Origin of the sequence: Rhizobium sp. 862_C5_N1_2, assembly GCF_051811205.1 — a bacterium.
Taxonomy (GTDB): Bacteria; Pseudomonadota; Alphaproteobacteria; order Rhizobiales; family Rhizobiaceae; genus Rhizobium; species Rhizobium leguminosarum.
Map to the genome: position 1 here is coordinate 4,079,223 of NZ_JBPWPT010000001.1, position 12,937 is coordinate 4,092,159.

Consider the following 12,937-nt stretch of genomic DNA (forward strand, 5'->3'; position numbering starts at 1 on the left):
CTGAATCGTGATCTCAATCAAAGAAATGGAGCATGATTTCGCCCGAAATCACGCTTTTCAGCATCCTGGCTCTAAGCGACAAGCGCTCGGGCGACTGCCTTGCGGATATCGGGAAGCGCGAATGGCTTGGCGACGACGTCGATGATCTTTTCGGCAAGATCGTCGGCCCGTTCGCGCTGTTCGGCATAGCCGGTCATCAGCAGGATTTTCAAGCCAGGAAAAGCGTCTTTTGCCTGATGGGCGAGTTCAATACCGTCCATCACGGGCATGCGGATATCTGAAAGCAGTAGATCGTAGACCCCGTCTTTGAGCTTCTCCAAGCCCTCGGCCCCATCGGCCGCCTCATCGGTCTCGTGGCCATCAAGCCTAAGGGCCCGGGCTACGAAGGACCGCAGGGAGTCCTCGTCTTCCGTAATCAGAATTCTTGCCATATGTGCATCGCTCCGTATCAGCCCCGCGACGGAAATCACCAGACTTTCCTTTTCGATCGGTAAAGATGACGAAGCGATGGACGAGATGGTTAACAACCCGTCTTGAAGGCAACAGTTCAGGCGTCCCCGGTAACCACGCCGACGAAGGGCAGTTCGCGAAAGGCATAGGCGACATCCATGCCGTAGCCCACGACAAAATAGTCGGGGCATTCGAAGCCGACATAGTCAGCCTCCAGCTTTTCCTTGCGCTTGACGCGCTTGTCGAGCAGCACGGCGATCGTGACGTTGCGCGCGCCACGCTCGAAGAGCAGTTCCTTGGCAAAGAGCAGCGTTCGGCCGGATTCGAGGATATCGTCGATCAGCAGAACGTCGCGGCCATGGACGTCGCTGTCGATATCCTTGACGATGCGCACGCCCTGCGAAACCGTGCCGATGCCGTAACTCGACAGGGTGATGAACTCGACCTCCGGGGCAAGCCCGCTATCATGCAGGGCGCGGATCAGGTCGGCGGCGAAGATGAAGGAGCCCTTCAGCACGGCGATGACGAGCAGGTCCTTGGTCGGGCCATTGGCGATCTCCCGCGCCATCGAATGATTGCGCTCGGCGATCTGCTCGGCGGTGAAGAGCGGCTCGATGTTTTTTCCGCGCACGACAGGCATAAGGGCTTGCTCCATGAAAAGAAGGGTAAGCCGTTAGCACATATGCGAGCCTGAAACAGCCTCGTCGGCTATGAAATTAACGCGATTGGCGCGACCTGTGGCGGGAAAGTCGGCCATTCCATGTCCTGTTACATCTATGGCAGGAAGGAAAGCCGGACCTCCGGCATTTTTCCGCCGGCATGCTGGACGCGAGCCGAGAAGCCCCGGCTCTGGCCGCTATAGATCACATCCGCCGGCGGGTTGATGACGATGCTTGCGGTCAGCCGCTCGTCGGTCACGAGATCGGCACGGATCGGATGCACCGTCTGCGTCGTGCCGCTCTCGTTTTCGATGATGCCGTTGATGACAAGAACGCGCATGCCGTTCGCATCACGCGGCGTCACCGTGACATGGGTGAAATGCAGCGGCGCTCCGGAAGTGGCTCGCTCGCCGGAAAGGCCGGAAAAACCACCTGCAAGCCCGAAGACGAGCACGACGAGCGCCAACACCAGCGCTGCGAAGCTCCGCATCGACGCGCGCTGCAGCCAGGATTCCCCTGTCCTCAGAACGGAAGCAGCCATCGCCGGCATCAGCGCCGGCTGTGCGGCCTGTGCGGCAGCCATGCGCTTGCGGTTGTCGTTATAACTCCTTGCATTGAATTCCCTGGGCCGCACTTTGCCGAGGGTAACGAATTCGGCGTCGGAGATATCGGCAGGTCGCGCCGAGCGGTACTGGCGGTTGGCGGGTTCCGGCGGCAGGAAATCATAGGCCTGGCCCGGCGTCCGGCGACTGAAGGAGGATGCTTCCATGGTGGCTGCCTCGCAGATGTCCACATGGTTTCGTTGCCAGGAGAAATCTGGCATTGAAACGAATCCTGCTCAGTCGTAAATTTTAATGGTTAATGCTTCGCAAAGATCGCCATCAAACGGGCGTCTTTCCAGCAAAATTTACCGGCTGTTAACGGTGTTGGTTAACAAGTCGTGCGGTGAAACCCACAACAGACTGAGCTGCCCGTTGATCCACTTCGAGAATGTCGGTTTGCGTTATGGCATGGGCCCGGAAATCCTCCGGGACCTGACCTTCGACATTCCGAAGAAATCCTTTCAGTTCCTGACCGGCCCATCGGGCGCCGGCAAGACGTCGCTACTGCGGATGCTTTTCATGTCGCTGCAGCCGACACGCGGCCTGATCCGCATGTTCGGGCGCGATATTTCCGAAATCCCCCGCCCCGAACTGCCGCTTCTGCGCCGCCGCGTCGGCATTGTCTTCCAGGATTTCCGCCTCCTCGACCATCTCACAACCTATGAGAATGTCGCTTTGCCCTTACGGGTACGTGGCAAGGATGAGAGCTCCTACAAGACCGATGTCCTGGAACTGTTGAAATGGGTCGGCCTTGGCGAACGCATCAATGTGTTGCCGCCCGTGCTCTCCGGCGGCGAGAAGCAGCGCGCCGCAATCGCCCGGGCGCTGATGGACCGGCCGGAAGTGCTGCTGGCCGACGAACCCACAGGCAATGTCGATCCGCCGATGGCCAAGCGCCTGCTCAATCTTTTCCTCGAGCTGAACCGCCTCGGCACGGCGGTCGTGATCGCCACCCATGACCTGGCGCTGATGGAACAGGTGGAAGCCCGCCGCATGATCCTCTCAGAGGGGCATCTCGATATCTATGACTGAGCCCCCGTCCAGAAACCCCGAGAAGGCGTCGGCCAAGATCCAGCAGAAGCGGCCGGAACTGCGCGTGCGTCCGACCGCGCCGATCCTGCCGCCTTCCAACATCCAGGGCAGTGCGTTGATGGTGGTGATATCCATCATGGCCTTTCTCGCCTGCCTGACGCTCGGCGGCGTCAGCATGGTGCGCTCGACGGCGGCAAGTTGGGAGAGCCAGATCTCCCGCGAGATCACCATTCAGATCAAGCCGGACGACAATCTCGACATGGAGAAGGCGCTGACCCAGGCGCGCGACCTGGCGCTGACCTTTGTCGGCACCAAGAGCGGCCAGATCGTCGACGAGGCGGCGACCGCTCGCCTGCTCGAACCCTGGCTCGGCCCCGGTCTCGATCTCAAGGATCTGCCCGTTCCCCGTCTCGTCATCATTACCATCGACGAGAGCAATCCGCCGGATTTCGATTCGATGCGAGCGCTGCTCAAGGACAGTATCCCGCAGGCCAGCCTCGACGATCACCGCACCTGGGTCGACCGGCTGGTGTCCATGGCGCACACGACTGTGATGATCGGCACCGGCATCCTGCTCCTGGTTTTCACGGCGATGGTGCTTACCGTCGTCTTCGCTACGCGCGGCGCGTTGTCGGGCAATCGTCACGTCGTTGAAGTGCTGCATTTCGTCGGCGCCGAAAGCTCCTTCGTCGCCACCGAATTCCAGAAGCATTTCCTGAAGATCAGCCTGAAGGGCTCGGCGATCGGCAGCGCGCTTGCCGCTCTCTTCTTCGCCACCGCCGGTTTCTGGCAGAGCCGCACCCTCGCCACCCCGGAAACGGACCAGGCGACCGCGCTTTTCGGCACCTTCTCCGTCGGCGTGCTCGGTTATGCCGGCATCTTCGCAACGATGATTGTCATCGCGCTCCTCACCACCTTCACCGCGCGACTGACCGTCATGCGGACGATCTACGAAATCGATACACTGCGCTCGGACCCGACACGCACCGACGGCATCGGAAGTTGATCGTGACCGGGCCGTTTTGCCATGAAAGCGTCTGTTCTGCGCCGCAATCAGCGTATAATCACGATTCATGACCATGGGACATACGACACCCAACCCGATTCATCAGGGCCCGGAGCTTGATCGCCCGGTGGGTCTGCCGCCGCGGCGCGGGCCGATCCGCCGCCTGCTGCGCTGGGGCGGCTTTGCCTGCCTGCTGGCAATCGCTCTGGTGTTCGGCGGTTTTCTGCGTTTTGCCGATTCGGTGACGACGCTCAGGCCGCCGGCCGAGCCGAAGGCGGATGCGATCGTCGTCCTGACGGGTGGCTACCAGCGCATCGACCAGGCCGTGGAGCTGTTGCAGAAGGGTGCCGGCAAACGCTTGCTCATTTCCGGCGTCCACCCGACGACGACGCCGGCACAGATCCGCAAGATGACGCAAGGTTCAGCCGATCTCTTCTCCTGCTGTGTCGATATTGGCTACGATGCGATCGACACGATCGGCAACGCCGAGGAAGCTTCGAACTGGATCCACGCCAAGGGGTACCGGAGCGTTCTGATCGTCACCAACAACTATCACATGCCGCGAAGCCTCGCCGAACTCTCCTATGTCGATCCCGACATCGAATTCATCGCTTATCCCGTGGTCAATTCGGATTTGAAGAGCAGCAACTGGTTCACCGACCCGAATGCGATGCGCGTCATGCTTGCCGAATATGCGAAAGTGCTGCTGGCCGGCGCCCGCAACATCACCGGCTTCGGCCGTCACACCGGGCTGCGCTCGGCAAATGCGTCCGGTCAGCAATAGAGCCGCGCGTCCGATAGGACGCTCCATCGATTTAAAAGTTGCGCATAATCCCTTCCAAAAATCGATTCCGATATTTGGAAGGGATTATGCGCTAGGCTTTTACATCAGGGCGTCATCAAATGCTTTTTATGACCGCCAATATCGTGTAGGCCGGTCGCGTGAGCATGCCTCGGGAAAGTTTCATGATCGCCCTGCGTTCCGTTCTCTTCAACACGATCTTCTATGCCAACCTCATCATCCGGATGATCGTGCTCTCACCCTACTATTTCGTGGTGCCGCGCAAGATCGCCTATGCGATCCCGAAGAACTGGGCGCGCTCCAACCACTGGCTGATGCGAGTGATCGTCGGCACCACCTTCGAGATCGAGGGCCTGGAGAACCTGCCGGATGGCAGTTACATCCTGGCGCCGAAGCACCAGTCTTTCTGGGATACCTACGCGCTGCTGCCCTGGTTGAAGGATCCGGTCTATATCCTGAAGCGCGAACTGATGTGGATTCCCCTCTTCGGCTGGTATGCGAAGAAGCAGCGCATGATCCCGGTCGATCGCGGCGCTCGCGGCAAGGTGATGGTGGAAGTGCTGAAACGCACGAAGGAAGAGCTTTCGACCGGCCGCCAGCTCATCATCTATCCCGAGGGGACCCGCCGCGCGCCGGGCGCGGAGCCGGTCTATAAATACGGCATCGCCCGCATGTACCGCGACCTAAATCTCCCCGTCGTGCCGGTCGCCATGCATCCCGGTCTCTTCTGGCCGAGGCGGAGCATTCGTCGTTATCCCGGTCATTTCAAAGTGAGAATCCTGCCGCCGATCATGCCGGGAATGGATCCGGACGCCTTCTTCGCCCATTTGATCGAGGTATCGGAGCGGGCAAGCGACGAGCTTCTGCTCGAAACCGTCGAGCGAAATCCGCATCTGCCGCTCCCGCCGACGGCGATAGAAAGGCTGGCGGAGCTGCGAAAATTGAACGCTGCGACGGCCTGAGATTGCAGCGCCACGCGTCTCTTCGAGAGCCGCAAAGGATCCTGCAGCACTTTGAATGGCTGCATAACTCCTTAAATCGATACCGATTTAAGGAGTTATGCAGACGGCGCGCAGCCGCTCCACTTCGTTGACGACCTGCTCCAGCCAATGGTCGCGAATGCCCATCTCTTTCAGATGCGTCAGCGTATTGAAGACATAGGCATCATTCGGACCTGACTGGCCTTCTGCTTCGTTCACCACCCGTGCCGCCGCAACCGCATCCAGCGCGCCGGCATATTGCTCATGATCACGATCGATGATGTAGGCGACCGCTTCCACTCGGCGCCGGCCGGCAAGCTGCAGCCGCACCCGGCGTTCCAGGTAGACATTGGTGACCAGCTCGCGGGCGCGAAGATAATCGATCACCTCATCCCATTTTTCAGGCGAAATGCGGAAAGCCATGCCGCGGCAGGCGCCCCCCCTGTCGAGGCCGAGAACCAGGCCCGGATTGTCGCGGGTGCCGCGATGGACAAAGGAGCGGACGCAAAGCGAACGCCTGTAGCCGAAGACCAGGGCCTCTGCCCGCTCCATGAACTCGAAGCCCGGATTCCACATCAGCGAACCGTAGCCAAATACCCAAAATTCGTCCATATCGCACGCCAGACCGGAATCACATTTGCGATTCACCATTGGAGAACATCATGGCAGCGTCAAGCCAATCCGGCAGCAGCCAATCCGGCAGCGGTAAGAAATTCTGGTTGCTGGGTGGAGGCGTCCTCCTGGTGATCGCACTTTACACCGGTGGCTGGTTCTATGCGGCGTCAGCATTGAAGACCACGGTGCTGAAAGCGATTGCACCGCGCGATCAGGCAGGCGTCAGCGGCGAATGCTCCGATATCGAATTCCGCGGCTATCCCTTCCGCATCGGCCTGTTCTGCTCCAAGATCGACGTCGACGACAATGTCAACGGCGTCTCCGCCACCTTCGGCGCGCTGCGCTCGGCAGCACAGATCTACGCGCCCGGCAATATCGTCTGGGAGCTCGATTCACCGGCCGAGATCCGCACCACCAACGGCCTTTCGATCTCGGCTCAATGGACGAACCTGCAGGCGAGTCTTGCAACCAGGCTGCAGGGCGTCGACCGCAGCTCGACCGTCATCGAGGGTCTGAAGGCGATGGCCGTCTCCTCCTACACCGGCCAGACCATCAGCTTCGATGCCGCCCGCACCGAAATCCATCTGCGCCAGAACGGCGCCGATCTCGATGGCGCGATCTCCGTGCAGGATGCCAACACGGCGATCAAGGACTGGTCGCAGATCTTTCCGAAAATGTCTGCCAGCATCGATCTGACCGTCGCCGGCAAGGCCGGCCTGATCGACGGCAGCGACCGAAGCGGCCTCAATGGCACCACCGGTGAACTGCGCCGCATCGTCGCCGACATCGGCGATGGCAAGGTGATGACGCTCACCGGCCCCTTCTCCTTCGACGAACAGGGCTTCCTCTCGGGAAAATTCAAGCTGGAGATCGAACAGCTCGGCCCCTGGGGCGACAGCCTGAAACAGGCCTTTCCGGATATCACCTCGACCGTCAACACGGCAACGAAGCTGTTGAAGGCGCTCGCCGGCGGCGGCGACAAGGTCTCTGTCGATCTCGTCGTCGATCGTGGCAATGCCACCGTCAGTGGTTTCATCCCGCTCGGCCGGATTCCGCCGATCTGAAGCATCTCGCCCAAAAGTGTCCAGCGGTTAACGGGATGCATAGGAAATAGGAAAAAGCCTGAAGCGCGTCGCATGATTCCCGTTCGACGCGATGCGCTTCAGGCTATTCGCTTGATGAAGAAGACTTCCGGCACCGATTGCAGGCCGGGCAGCTCGATCGCGCCGGTTTCGCAAAATCCGTTACGGCGATGCCAGTCCTGAGGTCGGCTTTCGTCGCATTCACTCGACGTCATCAGCAGGCGGGCGCCTTCGCCGCGCATGGCTTCTTCCCAGGCGAGAAGCAGCGCCGTTCCAACGCCCGACCGGCGATGCTCGGGCAGGACGCGGATCATTTCCATATAGGGAACCCTGCCCCAGAAGCGGGAGAATCGCAGGAAGCCGACGATTTCGCCGGCCTGCCAGGCAAGGAGATATTCGCCGAGCGCGACGCAGCGCGATACCCATGCCTCACCGGAGCTGGCATCCTCGCGAACCAGCCAGTCAATATCCGCCCGGCCGGCACGTGCCACCTCCACCATCGCGGCGGCTACTTCTTGTCCAGCGCATGACGACCGAAATCAGGCGCGTCGACATCCTGGCCGGCCTGGACGATCGAACGGCGGATGGCGCGCGTGCGGGTGAAGAGTTCGAAGATCTTGTCGCCCTCGCCCCAGCGGATGGCGCGCTGCAGATAGGCGAGATCCTCCGAGAAGCGCGCCAGCATTTCGAGGATCGCATCGCGGTTGTGCAGGCAGACGTCGCGCCACATGGTCGGGTCGGAGGCAGCGAGGCGAGTGAAGTCACGAAAGCCAGAGGCGGAATATTTGATGACCTCAGACTCCGTCACCGTCTCCAGATCGTCGGCTGTGCCGACGATATTGTAGGCGATGATATGCGGCAGGTGCGAGACGATGGCGAGCACCTTGTCGTGATGCTCCGCATCCATCTCGTCGACCTTCGAGCCCAGCGCTTCCCAGAAGCTGCGCAACCGCTTCAGCGCCGTCTCGTCGGTGCCGGCGACCGGCGTGAAGATGCACCAGCGGCCTTCGAAGAGGCCGGGAAAGCCGGCATCCGGGCCGGATTTTTCGGTGCCGGCCAGCGGATGGCCGGGGATGAAATGCACATTATCAGGCATATGCGGCAGCATCTGCGCAATGACAGAAGCCTTTGTGGAGCCGACATCGGTGACAACAGCCCCGGGCTTCAGGCTTCCCGAGATCTCCTTCGCCACACTTTCCGAGGCGCCGACCGGCACCGAGACGATCACCAGATCGGCATCCTTGACGGCATCCTGCGAAGACGTCGTGTAGCGGTCGCCGAGGCCGAGTTCTTCCGCGCGCTTCAGCGTATCGGGGCTGCGTGTGGCGACAACGATCTCCCTTGCAAGACCAAGCCGTCTGATGTCGTAGGCAAGCGAAGAGCCGATCAGGCCGATGCCGATCAGCGCAATCCGATCGAACTGCACGCTCATGCCTGATGTCCCATGAATTCGGTGAGCGCGGCAATCACGCCGCGATTTGCCTCCTCAGGACCGATGCTCATGCGCAGCGCATTGGCGAAGCCATAGCCGCGCACGGCGCGCAGGATGTAGCCGCGGCTCGTCAGCAAATCGTCGGCATCCGCGGCCCGCTTGCCGTCGATCTCGGGGAAATGGATGAGGACGAAATTGGCGACGGACGGCGTCACCTTCAGCCCGATCGCTTCGAGCGCCTGGGTCAGCGTCTCCACCCACATCTGGTTGAAGGAGACGGCCTGCTGGATGAAGGCCTGGTCGCGGATGGCAGCGGCAGCGGCGGCGATTGCCGGCGCGTTCAAGTTGAACGGCGCGCGCACGCGGTTCAGCGCGTCGACGATCTCGGCGGGCGCATACATCCAGCCGACGCGCAACGCCGCAAGACCATAGGCCTTCGAGAAGGTGCGGGTCATCACCACGTTGGCATTGGAGGATACGACCTCGATGCCGGCTTCATAATCGTTGCGGCGCACATATTCGGCATAGGCGGCATCGAGCACGAGGACGACATGTTTCGGCAGTCCGGCCTGCAGGCGGCGGATCTCGCTGACGGAAACATAGGTGCCCGTGGGATTGCCGGGATTGGCGATGAAGACGATTTTCGTCTTCTCCGTCACCGCGGCAAGGATCGCATCGACATCGACGGTATAGTCCTTCTCCTTGACGACGACAGGCGTGGCGCCCGCGCCCAGGATCTGGATCTTGTAGACGAGGAAACCGTGCTCGGTGATGATGCCCTCGTCGCCAGCACCGAGGTAGACATGGCAGAGCAGGCCGAGCAGCTCGTCCGAACCGTTGCCGCAGAGGATGTTTGCCGGATTGAGACCGTGCACGGCGGCGATCGCCTCGCGCAGTTCGATCGCCTGCCCGTCAGGATAACGCCCCAGATTGTCGGCAACCGTCTTGAAGGCCTCGATTGCCTTGGGGCTGGCGCCGAGCGGCGTTTCGTTGGACGAAAGCTTGTAGACGCGGGCAACACCCGGCGCATGTTCCTTGCCCGGCACATAGGCTGCGATATCGAGAATACCGGGACGCGGAACGGGCTTGCTCATCTCAACGCTCATGGGTTCGACCTTGGAATTGCCGGAAATCCGGGCTGAAAAACACCAAGTGGCATTAAAGCGGAATGCGATTGTTGTCGAGAGGTATGGGCGTGACACAAGCAGTTGGAGACCGCCGATAGCGACGTCATCTACTGCATAATTCCTTAAAATCGGAATCGATTTCAGGATAAAATTATGCAGCAATTCAAAGTGCTACAGCGTCCTTTGCGCGTCTCGAAAAGACGCGCGGCGCTGTAGTGCGTGTGGTCGGCACGCCATGCGGTGCGAGAACCGGCACGAAGACGCGACGGGAGGCCCGCGCCGCCACCGGCAGCCCCTGATAGAGCCGCTTCTGCGCTTCGACGATGATGACGCCCGAGAAGGCCGGCCACAATGTTCGGCCGATCCGCTCGAAGGCGCGGCGAAGCCGCAGGATGGTCCTGAGCTTCGAGGGCGGGAAGAACAGCGCTTCAGCCGTTGCGCCCGGGGTGAAGTTCGTCTCGCGCAGCAGATTTGTTAACTGACCGCGGGAATAGGGCCGGCCCGAACCGAAGGGCGTATGCTCCATGCGCGCCCAGACGCCGCGCCGGTTCGGCACGACGATGACCAGCCGTCCGCCCGGCGCCAGCACCCGCCAGAGCTCCTTCAGCGTCTCGCGCGGGCTTTCGGCGAATTCCAGCGAATGCACCATCAGCACCCGGTCGATCGAGGAATCCGGCAGCGGCAGTTCCTCGTCGAAAATCAGCGCCGTCGTCGAGAGCGAGCCCATCGGCCAGTTCACCGCGCCCTGCCCGGCCGGCATGAAAGCGAAGGTGCGCTCGGTATCGGCCTGGAAACGGTCGAGGAAGGGCACGGCATAACCGAGTCCCACCAGGCGCTCCTGCGGCAGCCGCACCCAGAGCGATGACAGCGCCATGGCGATCGACTGCTCGGCAAGACGTCCAAGCTCGGAGTGATAGAATTGGCGTAGGTCGACGATATCGGCGTGCATTGCGACAAATGTTATCAGCGGGCGGTTGGACTTCAAGGCCGGAACCTCTACATTTCCGCGAGACTCCTGGGATAAGGGATTATTGGACGATGAAACCTTTGGAATTAGACGTTTTTCTCTGCCGCACCGACAATTTCGGCGTTCTCGTGCACGATCCGGAGACAGGTTTTACCGCGGCGATCGATGCGCCGGAGGAGGCGCCGATCCTGGAAGCGGCGACACGTCGCGGCTGGAAAATCACCCATATCTTCACCACACATCATCACACCGATCATGTCACCGCCAATCTGGCGCTGAAGGAGCAATTCGGCTGCGAGATCATCGGCCCGATCAACGAGGCCATCGCCATTCCCGGCCTCGATCGGACGATGGCCGATGGCGACAGCTTCCATTTCGGCGATCACACGGTCAACGTCATCGAGACGCCCGGCCACACCGCCGGTCACATCTGCTATCATTTTGTCGACGATAAGCTGCTGTTTGCCGCCGACACGCTGTTTGCGCTGGGCTGCGGCCGGCTGTTCGAACGCCCGGCTGCCGACATGTGGCATTCCCTGCAGAAGCTCGCCGTTCTGCCCGATGAGACCGCCGTCTATTTCGGCCATGAATACACATTGTCCAATGCCCGTTTCGCGCTGACCGTCGATCCCGACAATGAGCGCCTCAAGAGCCGCGCCGCCGAGATCGAAGCCTTGCGCGCCGACGGCAAATTCACCATCCCGACGACATTGGGGCTGGAAAAGGAAACCAACCCGTTCTTGCGCGCCGCCGACCCGGCGATCCGCCGCAATCTGCTGATGGAAGGCAAGACGAACGAGGAAGTCTTTGCTGAGATCCGCAAGCGCAAGGACAATTTCTGATGTCGCCCGAGGACATCATCCGCGAACTTGGCATGCAGCCGCATCCCGAAGGTGGCTGGTACGTGCAGACATTCCGCGATCCGGCGGGCGGAGAACGCGGCCACTCGACGGCGATCTATTATCTGCTGACCAGCGGGCAGCGCTCGCACTGGCATCGCGTCCACGATGCGGCCGAGGTCTGGCATTATTACGCCGGCGCGCCGCTCTCGCTGCACCGCTCGGAAGACGGAACGGCAAGCGAGACCCTGACGCTCGGAACGAATCTTCCTGCCGGCGAGCGGCCGCAGGCGATCATTCCCGCCAATTGGTGGCAATCGGCCGAAACTCTCGGCGACTTCACCCTGGTCGGCTGCACCGTCTCGCCCGGCTTCGAATTTTCAAGCTTCGAGATGGCGCCGCCCGATTGGAAGCCCGGCAGCTGAAGCCTATTCCGCGGCCGCGGACTGCGCCGGAATTTTACGGCGAAACATCTCCTGGGCAGCCAGCACCGCCCCGCCGGTCACCAGCAGGCAAGCCAAGGCAATGCGCCAGCTCGGCTCGGCAAATCCGAACAGCACCAGAATAAGCGTCGAAAGCAGCGGTGCTGCGTAACTTGCCGCGCCGAGGATCTGGATGTCGCCGTTCTTGACGCCGTAATCCCAGACATAGAAGGCCGCCCCGACCGGAAAGAGGCCGAGCCCGATGACGGCGACCCATTCGAAACTCGTTGCCGGCCAGACGGTCGTCTCCAGGCCGAGATGGCAGAAGAACGACAGCATGGAGGTCGCAAGGCAGAAGCCGGTGACGACATCCGTGGAGACGGCGTCGAAACGGCGCGTCAGCAGCGAATAGCCGGACCACGTGAAAGCGCTGAGAAAGGCCGCGCCGTAACCGACGGCATAGCCGCCGTCGAAATCGATGCCGTTGCGGCCGACGATCAGGAAGGTGCCGCAAAGCCCGGCAAGCGCACCCGCCAGGTGATACCAGCGCAGCCGTTCGCCCGGCAGCAGCGCCGAACCGACGACGATCAACAGCGGCCAGAGATAGGCGACCAGCCCCGCCTCCACCGCCGGAGCGTTCCGGAGCGCAGTGAAGTAGAGGAAATGATACCCGAAAAGCCCTGAAATACCTGTCACCCAGACCTTTGCCGGCTGCTTCAGCAGCGCCAGCCGCGCGGGGTTGAGGATAAGCACGACGAGGCCGGGAATGCTGCCGATCGCAAAGCAGATGGTTGAAAGTTGGAACGGCGGCATCTTGCCGGAGGCAGCCGTCAACAGCGCCAGGAACGACCACATCAGGATGGCCGTAAAACCGATCAACGTCGCGCGAAGCTTCACCTGTCCCCCTTCACGGAGACAGAAG

At 61.2% G+C, this 12,937-nt stretch carries 16 protein-coding genes; 7 read left to right on the forward strand and 9 right to left on the reverse strand.

The genetic code is table 11. The features are described 5' to 3' along the window. Positions 1-71: 71 nt before the first annotated feature. The 3 genes from ACD590_RS20175 to ACD590_RS20185 form a co-directional block, all read right to left on the reverse strand. Positions 72-431 (reverse strand): response regulator, encoded by a 360-nt coding sequence (locus ACD590_RS20175; RefSeq protein ID WP_003543311.1) that lies wholly within the window; start codon positions 429-431, stop codon positions 72-74. Positions 432-547: 116 nt separating this feature from the next. Further along, positions 548-1,090, reverse strand: coding sequence for a hypoxanthine phosphoribosyltransferase (hpt, locus tag ACD590_RS20180; protein ID WP_003567049.1), 543 nt, complete (start codon positions 1,088-1,090; stop codon positions 548-550). A gap of 134 nt (positions 1,091-1,224) precedes the next feature. Beyond that, positions 1,225-1,878 (reverse strand): hypothetical protein, encoded by a 654-nt coding sequence (locus ACD590_RS20185; RefSeq protein ID WP_439003561.1) that lies wholly within the window; start codon positions 1,876-1,878, stop codon positions 1,225-1,227. A 205-nt stretch (positions 1,879-2,083) separates the two neighbouring features. Between ACD590_RS20185 and ftsE the strand changes: the two genes are divergently transcribed. The 4 genes from ftsE to ACD590_RS20205 all read left to right on the forward strand — a co-directional run bounded on the left by ftsE (position 2,084) and on the right by ACD590_RS20205 (position 5,513). Next, a complete protein-coding gene (ftsE, locus tag ACD590_RS20190) occupies positions 2,084-2,743 on the forward strand; it encodes a cell division ATP-binding protein FtsE (RefSeq protein ID WP_003543317.1) in 660 nt (219 codons plus the stop codon). After that, on the forward strand, positions 2,736-3,749 hold the full coding sequence (locus tag ACD590_RS20195; protein WP_018243786.1) for a cell division protein FtsX: 1,014 nt from the start codon (positions 2,736-2,738) through the stop codon (positions 3,747-3,749). Before ftsE ends, ACD590_RS20195 begins: the two co-directional genes overlap by 8 nt. 73 nt (positions 3,750-3,822) lie before the next feature. Continuing rightward, the gene (locus ACD590_RS20200) at positions 3,823-4,533 is read left to right on the forward strand and encodes a YdcF family protein (RefSeq protein WP_018243787.1); all 711 of its coding nucleotides are present in this window, start codon (positions 3,823-3,825) and stop codon (positions 4,531-4,533) included. 182 nt (positions 4,534-4,715) lie between these two features. Next, a complete protein-coding gene (locus ACD590_RS20205; RefSeq protein ID WP_018448107.1) occupies positions 4,716-5,513 on the forward strand; it encodes a lysophospholipid acyltransferase family protein in 798 nt (265 codons plus the stop codon). 87 nt (positions 5,514-5,600) lie between these two features. On the opposite strand, the gene ACD590_RS20210 is transcribed toward ACD590_RS20205, so the two are convergent. Further along, positions 5,601-6,143, reverse strand: a complete 543-nt coding sequence (locus tag ACD590_RS20210) for a gamma-glutamylcyclotransferase (protein ID WP_439003231.1) — start codon at positions 6,141-6,143, stop codon at positions 5,601-5,603. A 50-nt stretch (positions 6,144-6,193) separates the two neighbouring features. Here ACD590_RS20210 and ACD590_RS20215 point away from each other — a divergent pair, with 50 nt between their 5' ends. Further along, on the forward strand, positions 6,194-7,210 hold the full coding sequence (locus ACD590_RS20215) for a DUF2125 domain-containing protein (RefSeq protein WP_439003232.1): 1,017 nt from the start codon (positions 6,194-6,196) through the stop codon (positions 7,208-7,210). 98 nt (positions 7,211-7,308) lie between these two features. Here the strand turns inward: ACD590_RS20215 and ACD590_RS20220 are convergent, their stop codons facing one another. From ACD590_RS20220 to ACD590_RS20235, 4 genes are all read right to left on the reverse strand, one after another. Further along, positions 7,309-7,728, reverse strand: coding sequence for a GNAT family N-acetyltransferase (locus tag ACD590_RS20220; RefSeq protein WP_018243791.1), 420 nt, complete (start codon positions 7,726-7,728; stop codon positions 7,309-7,311). 8 nt (positions 7,729-7,736) lie between these two features. Then, a complete protein-coding gene (locus ACD590_RS20225; protein ID WP_018243792.1) occupies positions 7,737-8,660 on the reverse strand; it encodes a prephenate/arogenate dehydrogenase family protein in 924 nt (307 codons plus the stop codon). Continuing rightward, positions 8,657-9,754: a histidinol-phosphate transaminase gene (hisC, locus tag ACD590_RS20230; RefSeq protein ID WP_020487039.1), complete on the reverse strand. Its 1,098-nt coding sequence runs from the start codon at positions 9,752-9,754 to the stop codon at positions 8,657-8,659. Before hisC ends, ACD590_RS20225 begins: the two co-directional genes overlap by 4 nt. Before the next feature lie 196 nt (positions 9,755-9,950). Next, positions 9,951-10,772, reverse strand: a complete 822-nt coding sequence (locus tag ACD590_RS20235; RefSeq protein ID WP_439003233.1) for a class I SAM-dependent methyltransferase — start codon at positions 10,770-10,772, stop codon at positions 9,951-9,953. Positions 10,773-10,825: 53 nt separating this feature from the next. On the opposite strand from ACD590_RS20235, the gene gloB reads away from it, so the two are divergent. After that, the gene (gloB, locus tag ACD590_RS20240) at positions 10,826-11,596 is read left to right on the forward strand and encodes a hydroxyacylglutathione hydrolase (protein WP_018243794.1); all 771 of its coding nucleotides are present in this window, start codon (positions 10,826-10,828) and stop codon (positions 11,594-11,596) included. Then, positions 11,596-12,018 carry a cupin domain-containing protein gene (locus ACD590_RS20245; RefSeq protein WP_439003234.1) on the forward strand — a complete coding sequence of 141 codons (423 nt, stop codon included), beginning with the start codon at positions 11,596-11,598 and terminating at the stop codon, positions 12,016-12,018. The genes gloB and ACD590_RS20245 overlap by 1 nt, the downstream gene beginning before the upstream one ends. 3 nt (positions 12,019-12,021) lie before the next feature. On the opposite strand, the gene yddG is transcribed toward ACD590_RS20245, so the two are convergent. Continuing rightward, positions 12,022-12,912 carry an aromatic amino acid exporter YddG gene (yddG, locus tag ACD590_RS20250; RefSeq protein WP_439003235.1) on the reverse strand — a complete coding sequence of 297 codons (891 nt, stop codon included), beginning with the start codon at positions 12,910-12,912 and terminating at the stop codon, positions 12,022-12,024. Between the last annotated feature and the right edge of the window lie 25 nt (positions 12,913-12,937).

What these genes read in the sequence shown, in the direction of transcription:
- ACD590_RS20210 (WP_439003231.1), bottom strand. Translation starts at nt 6,143, where the DNA reads ATGGACGAATTTTGGGTATTTGGCTACGGTTCGCTGATGTGGAATCCG.
- gloB (WP_018243794.1), top strand. Translation starts at nt 10,826, where the DNA reads ATGAAACCTTTGGAATTAGACGTTTTTCTCTGCCGCACCGACAATTTC.
- ACD590_RS20185 (WP_439003561.1), bottom strand. Translation starts at nt 1,878, where the DNA reads ATGGAAGCATCCTCCTTCAGTCGCCGGACGCCGGGCCAGGCCTATGAT.
- hpt (WP_003567049.1), bottom strand. Translation starts at nt 1,090, where the DNA reads ATGCCTGTCGTGCGCGGAAAAAACATCGAGCCGCTCTTCACCGCCGAG.
- ACD590_RS20200 (WP_018243787.1), top strand. Translation starts at nt 3,823, where the DNA reads ATGGGACATACGACACCCAACCCGATTCATCAGGGCCCGGAGCTTGAT.
- ACD590_RS20215 (WP_439003232.1), top strand. Translation starts at nt 6,194, where the DNA reads ATGGCAGCGTCAAGCCAATCCGGCAGCAGCCAATCCGGCAGCGGTAAG.
- ACD590_RS20205 (WP_018448107.1), top strand. Translation starts at nt 4,716, where the DNA reads ATGATCGCCCTGCGTTCCGTTCTCTTCAACACGATCTTCTATGCCAAC.
- ACD590_RS20175 (WP_003543311.1), bottom strand. Translation starts at nt 431, where the DNA reads ATGGCAAGAATTCTGATTACGGAAGACGAGGACTCCCTGCGGTCCTTC.
- ACD590_RS20195 (WP_018243786.1), top strand. Translation starts at nt 2,736, where the DNA reads ATGACTGAGCCCCCGTCCAGAAACCCCGAGAAGGCGTCGGCCAAGATC.
- ACD590_RS20225 (WP_018243792.1), bottom strand. Translation starts at nt 8,660, where the DNA reads ATGAGCGTGCAGTTCGATCGGATTGCGCTGATCGGCATCGGCCTGATC.
- ACD590_RS20220 (WP_018243791.1), bottom strand. Translation starts at nt 7,728, where the DNA reads ATGGTGGAGGTGGCACGTGCCGGCCGGGCGGATATTGACTGGCTGGTT.
- ACD590_RS20245 (WP_439003234.1), top strand. Translation starts at nt 11,596, where the DNA reads ATGTCGCCCGAGGACATCATCCGCGAACTTGGCATGCAGCCGCATCCC.
- hisC (WP_020487039.1), bottom strand. Translation starts at nt 9,754, where the DNA reads ATGAGCAAGCCCGTTCCGCGTCCCGGTATTCTCGATATCGCAGCCTAT.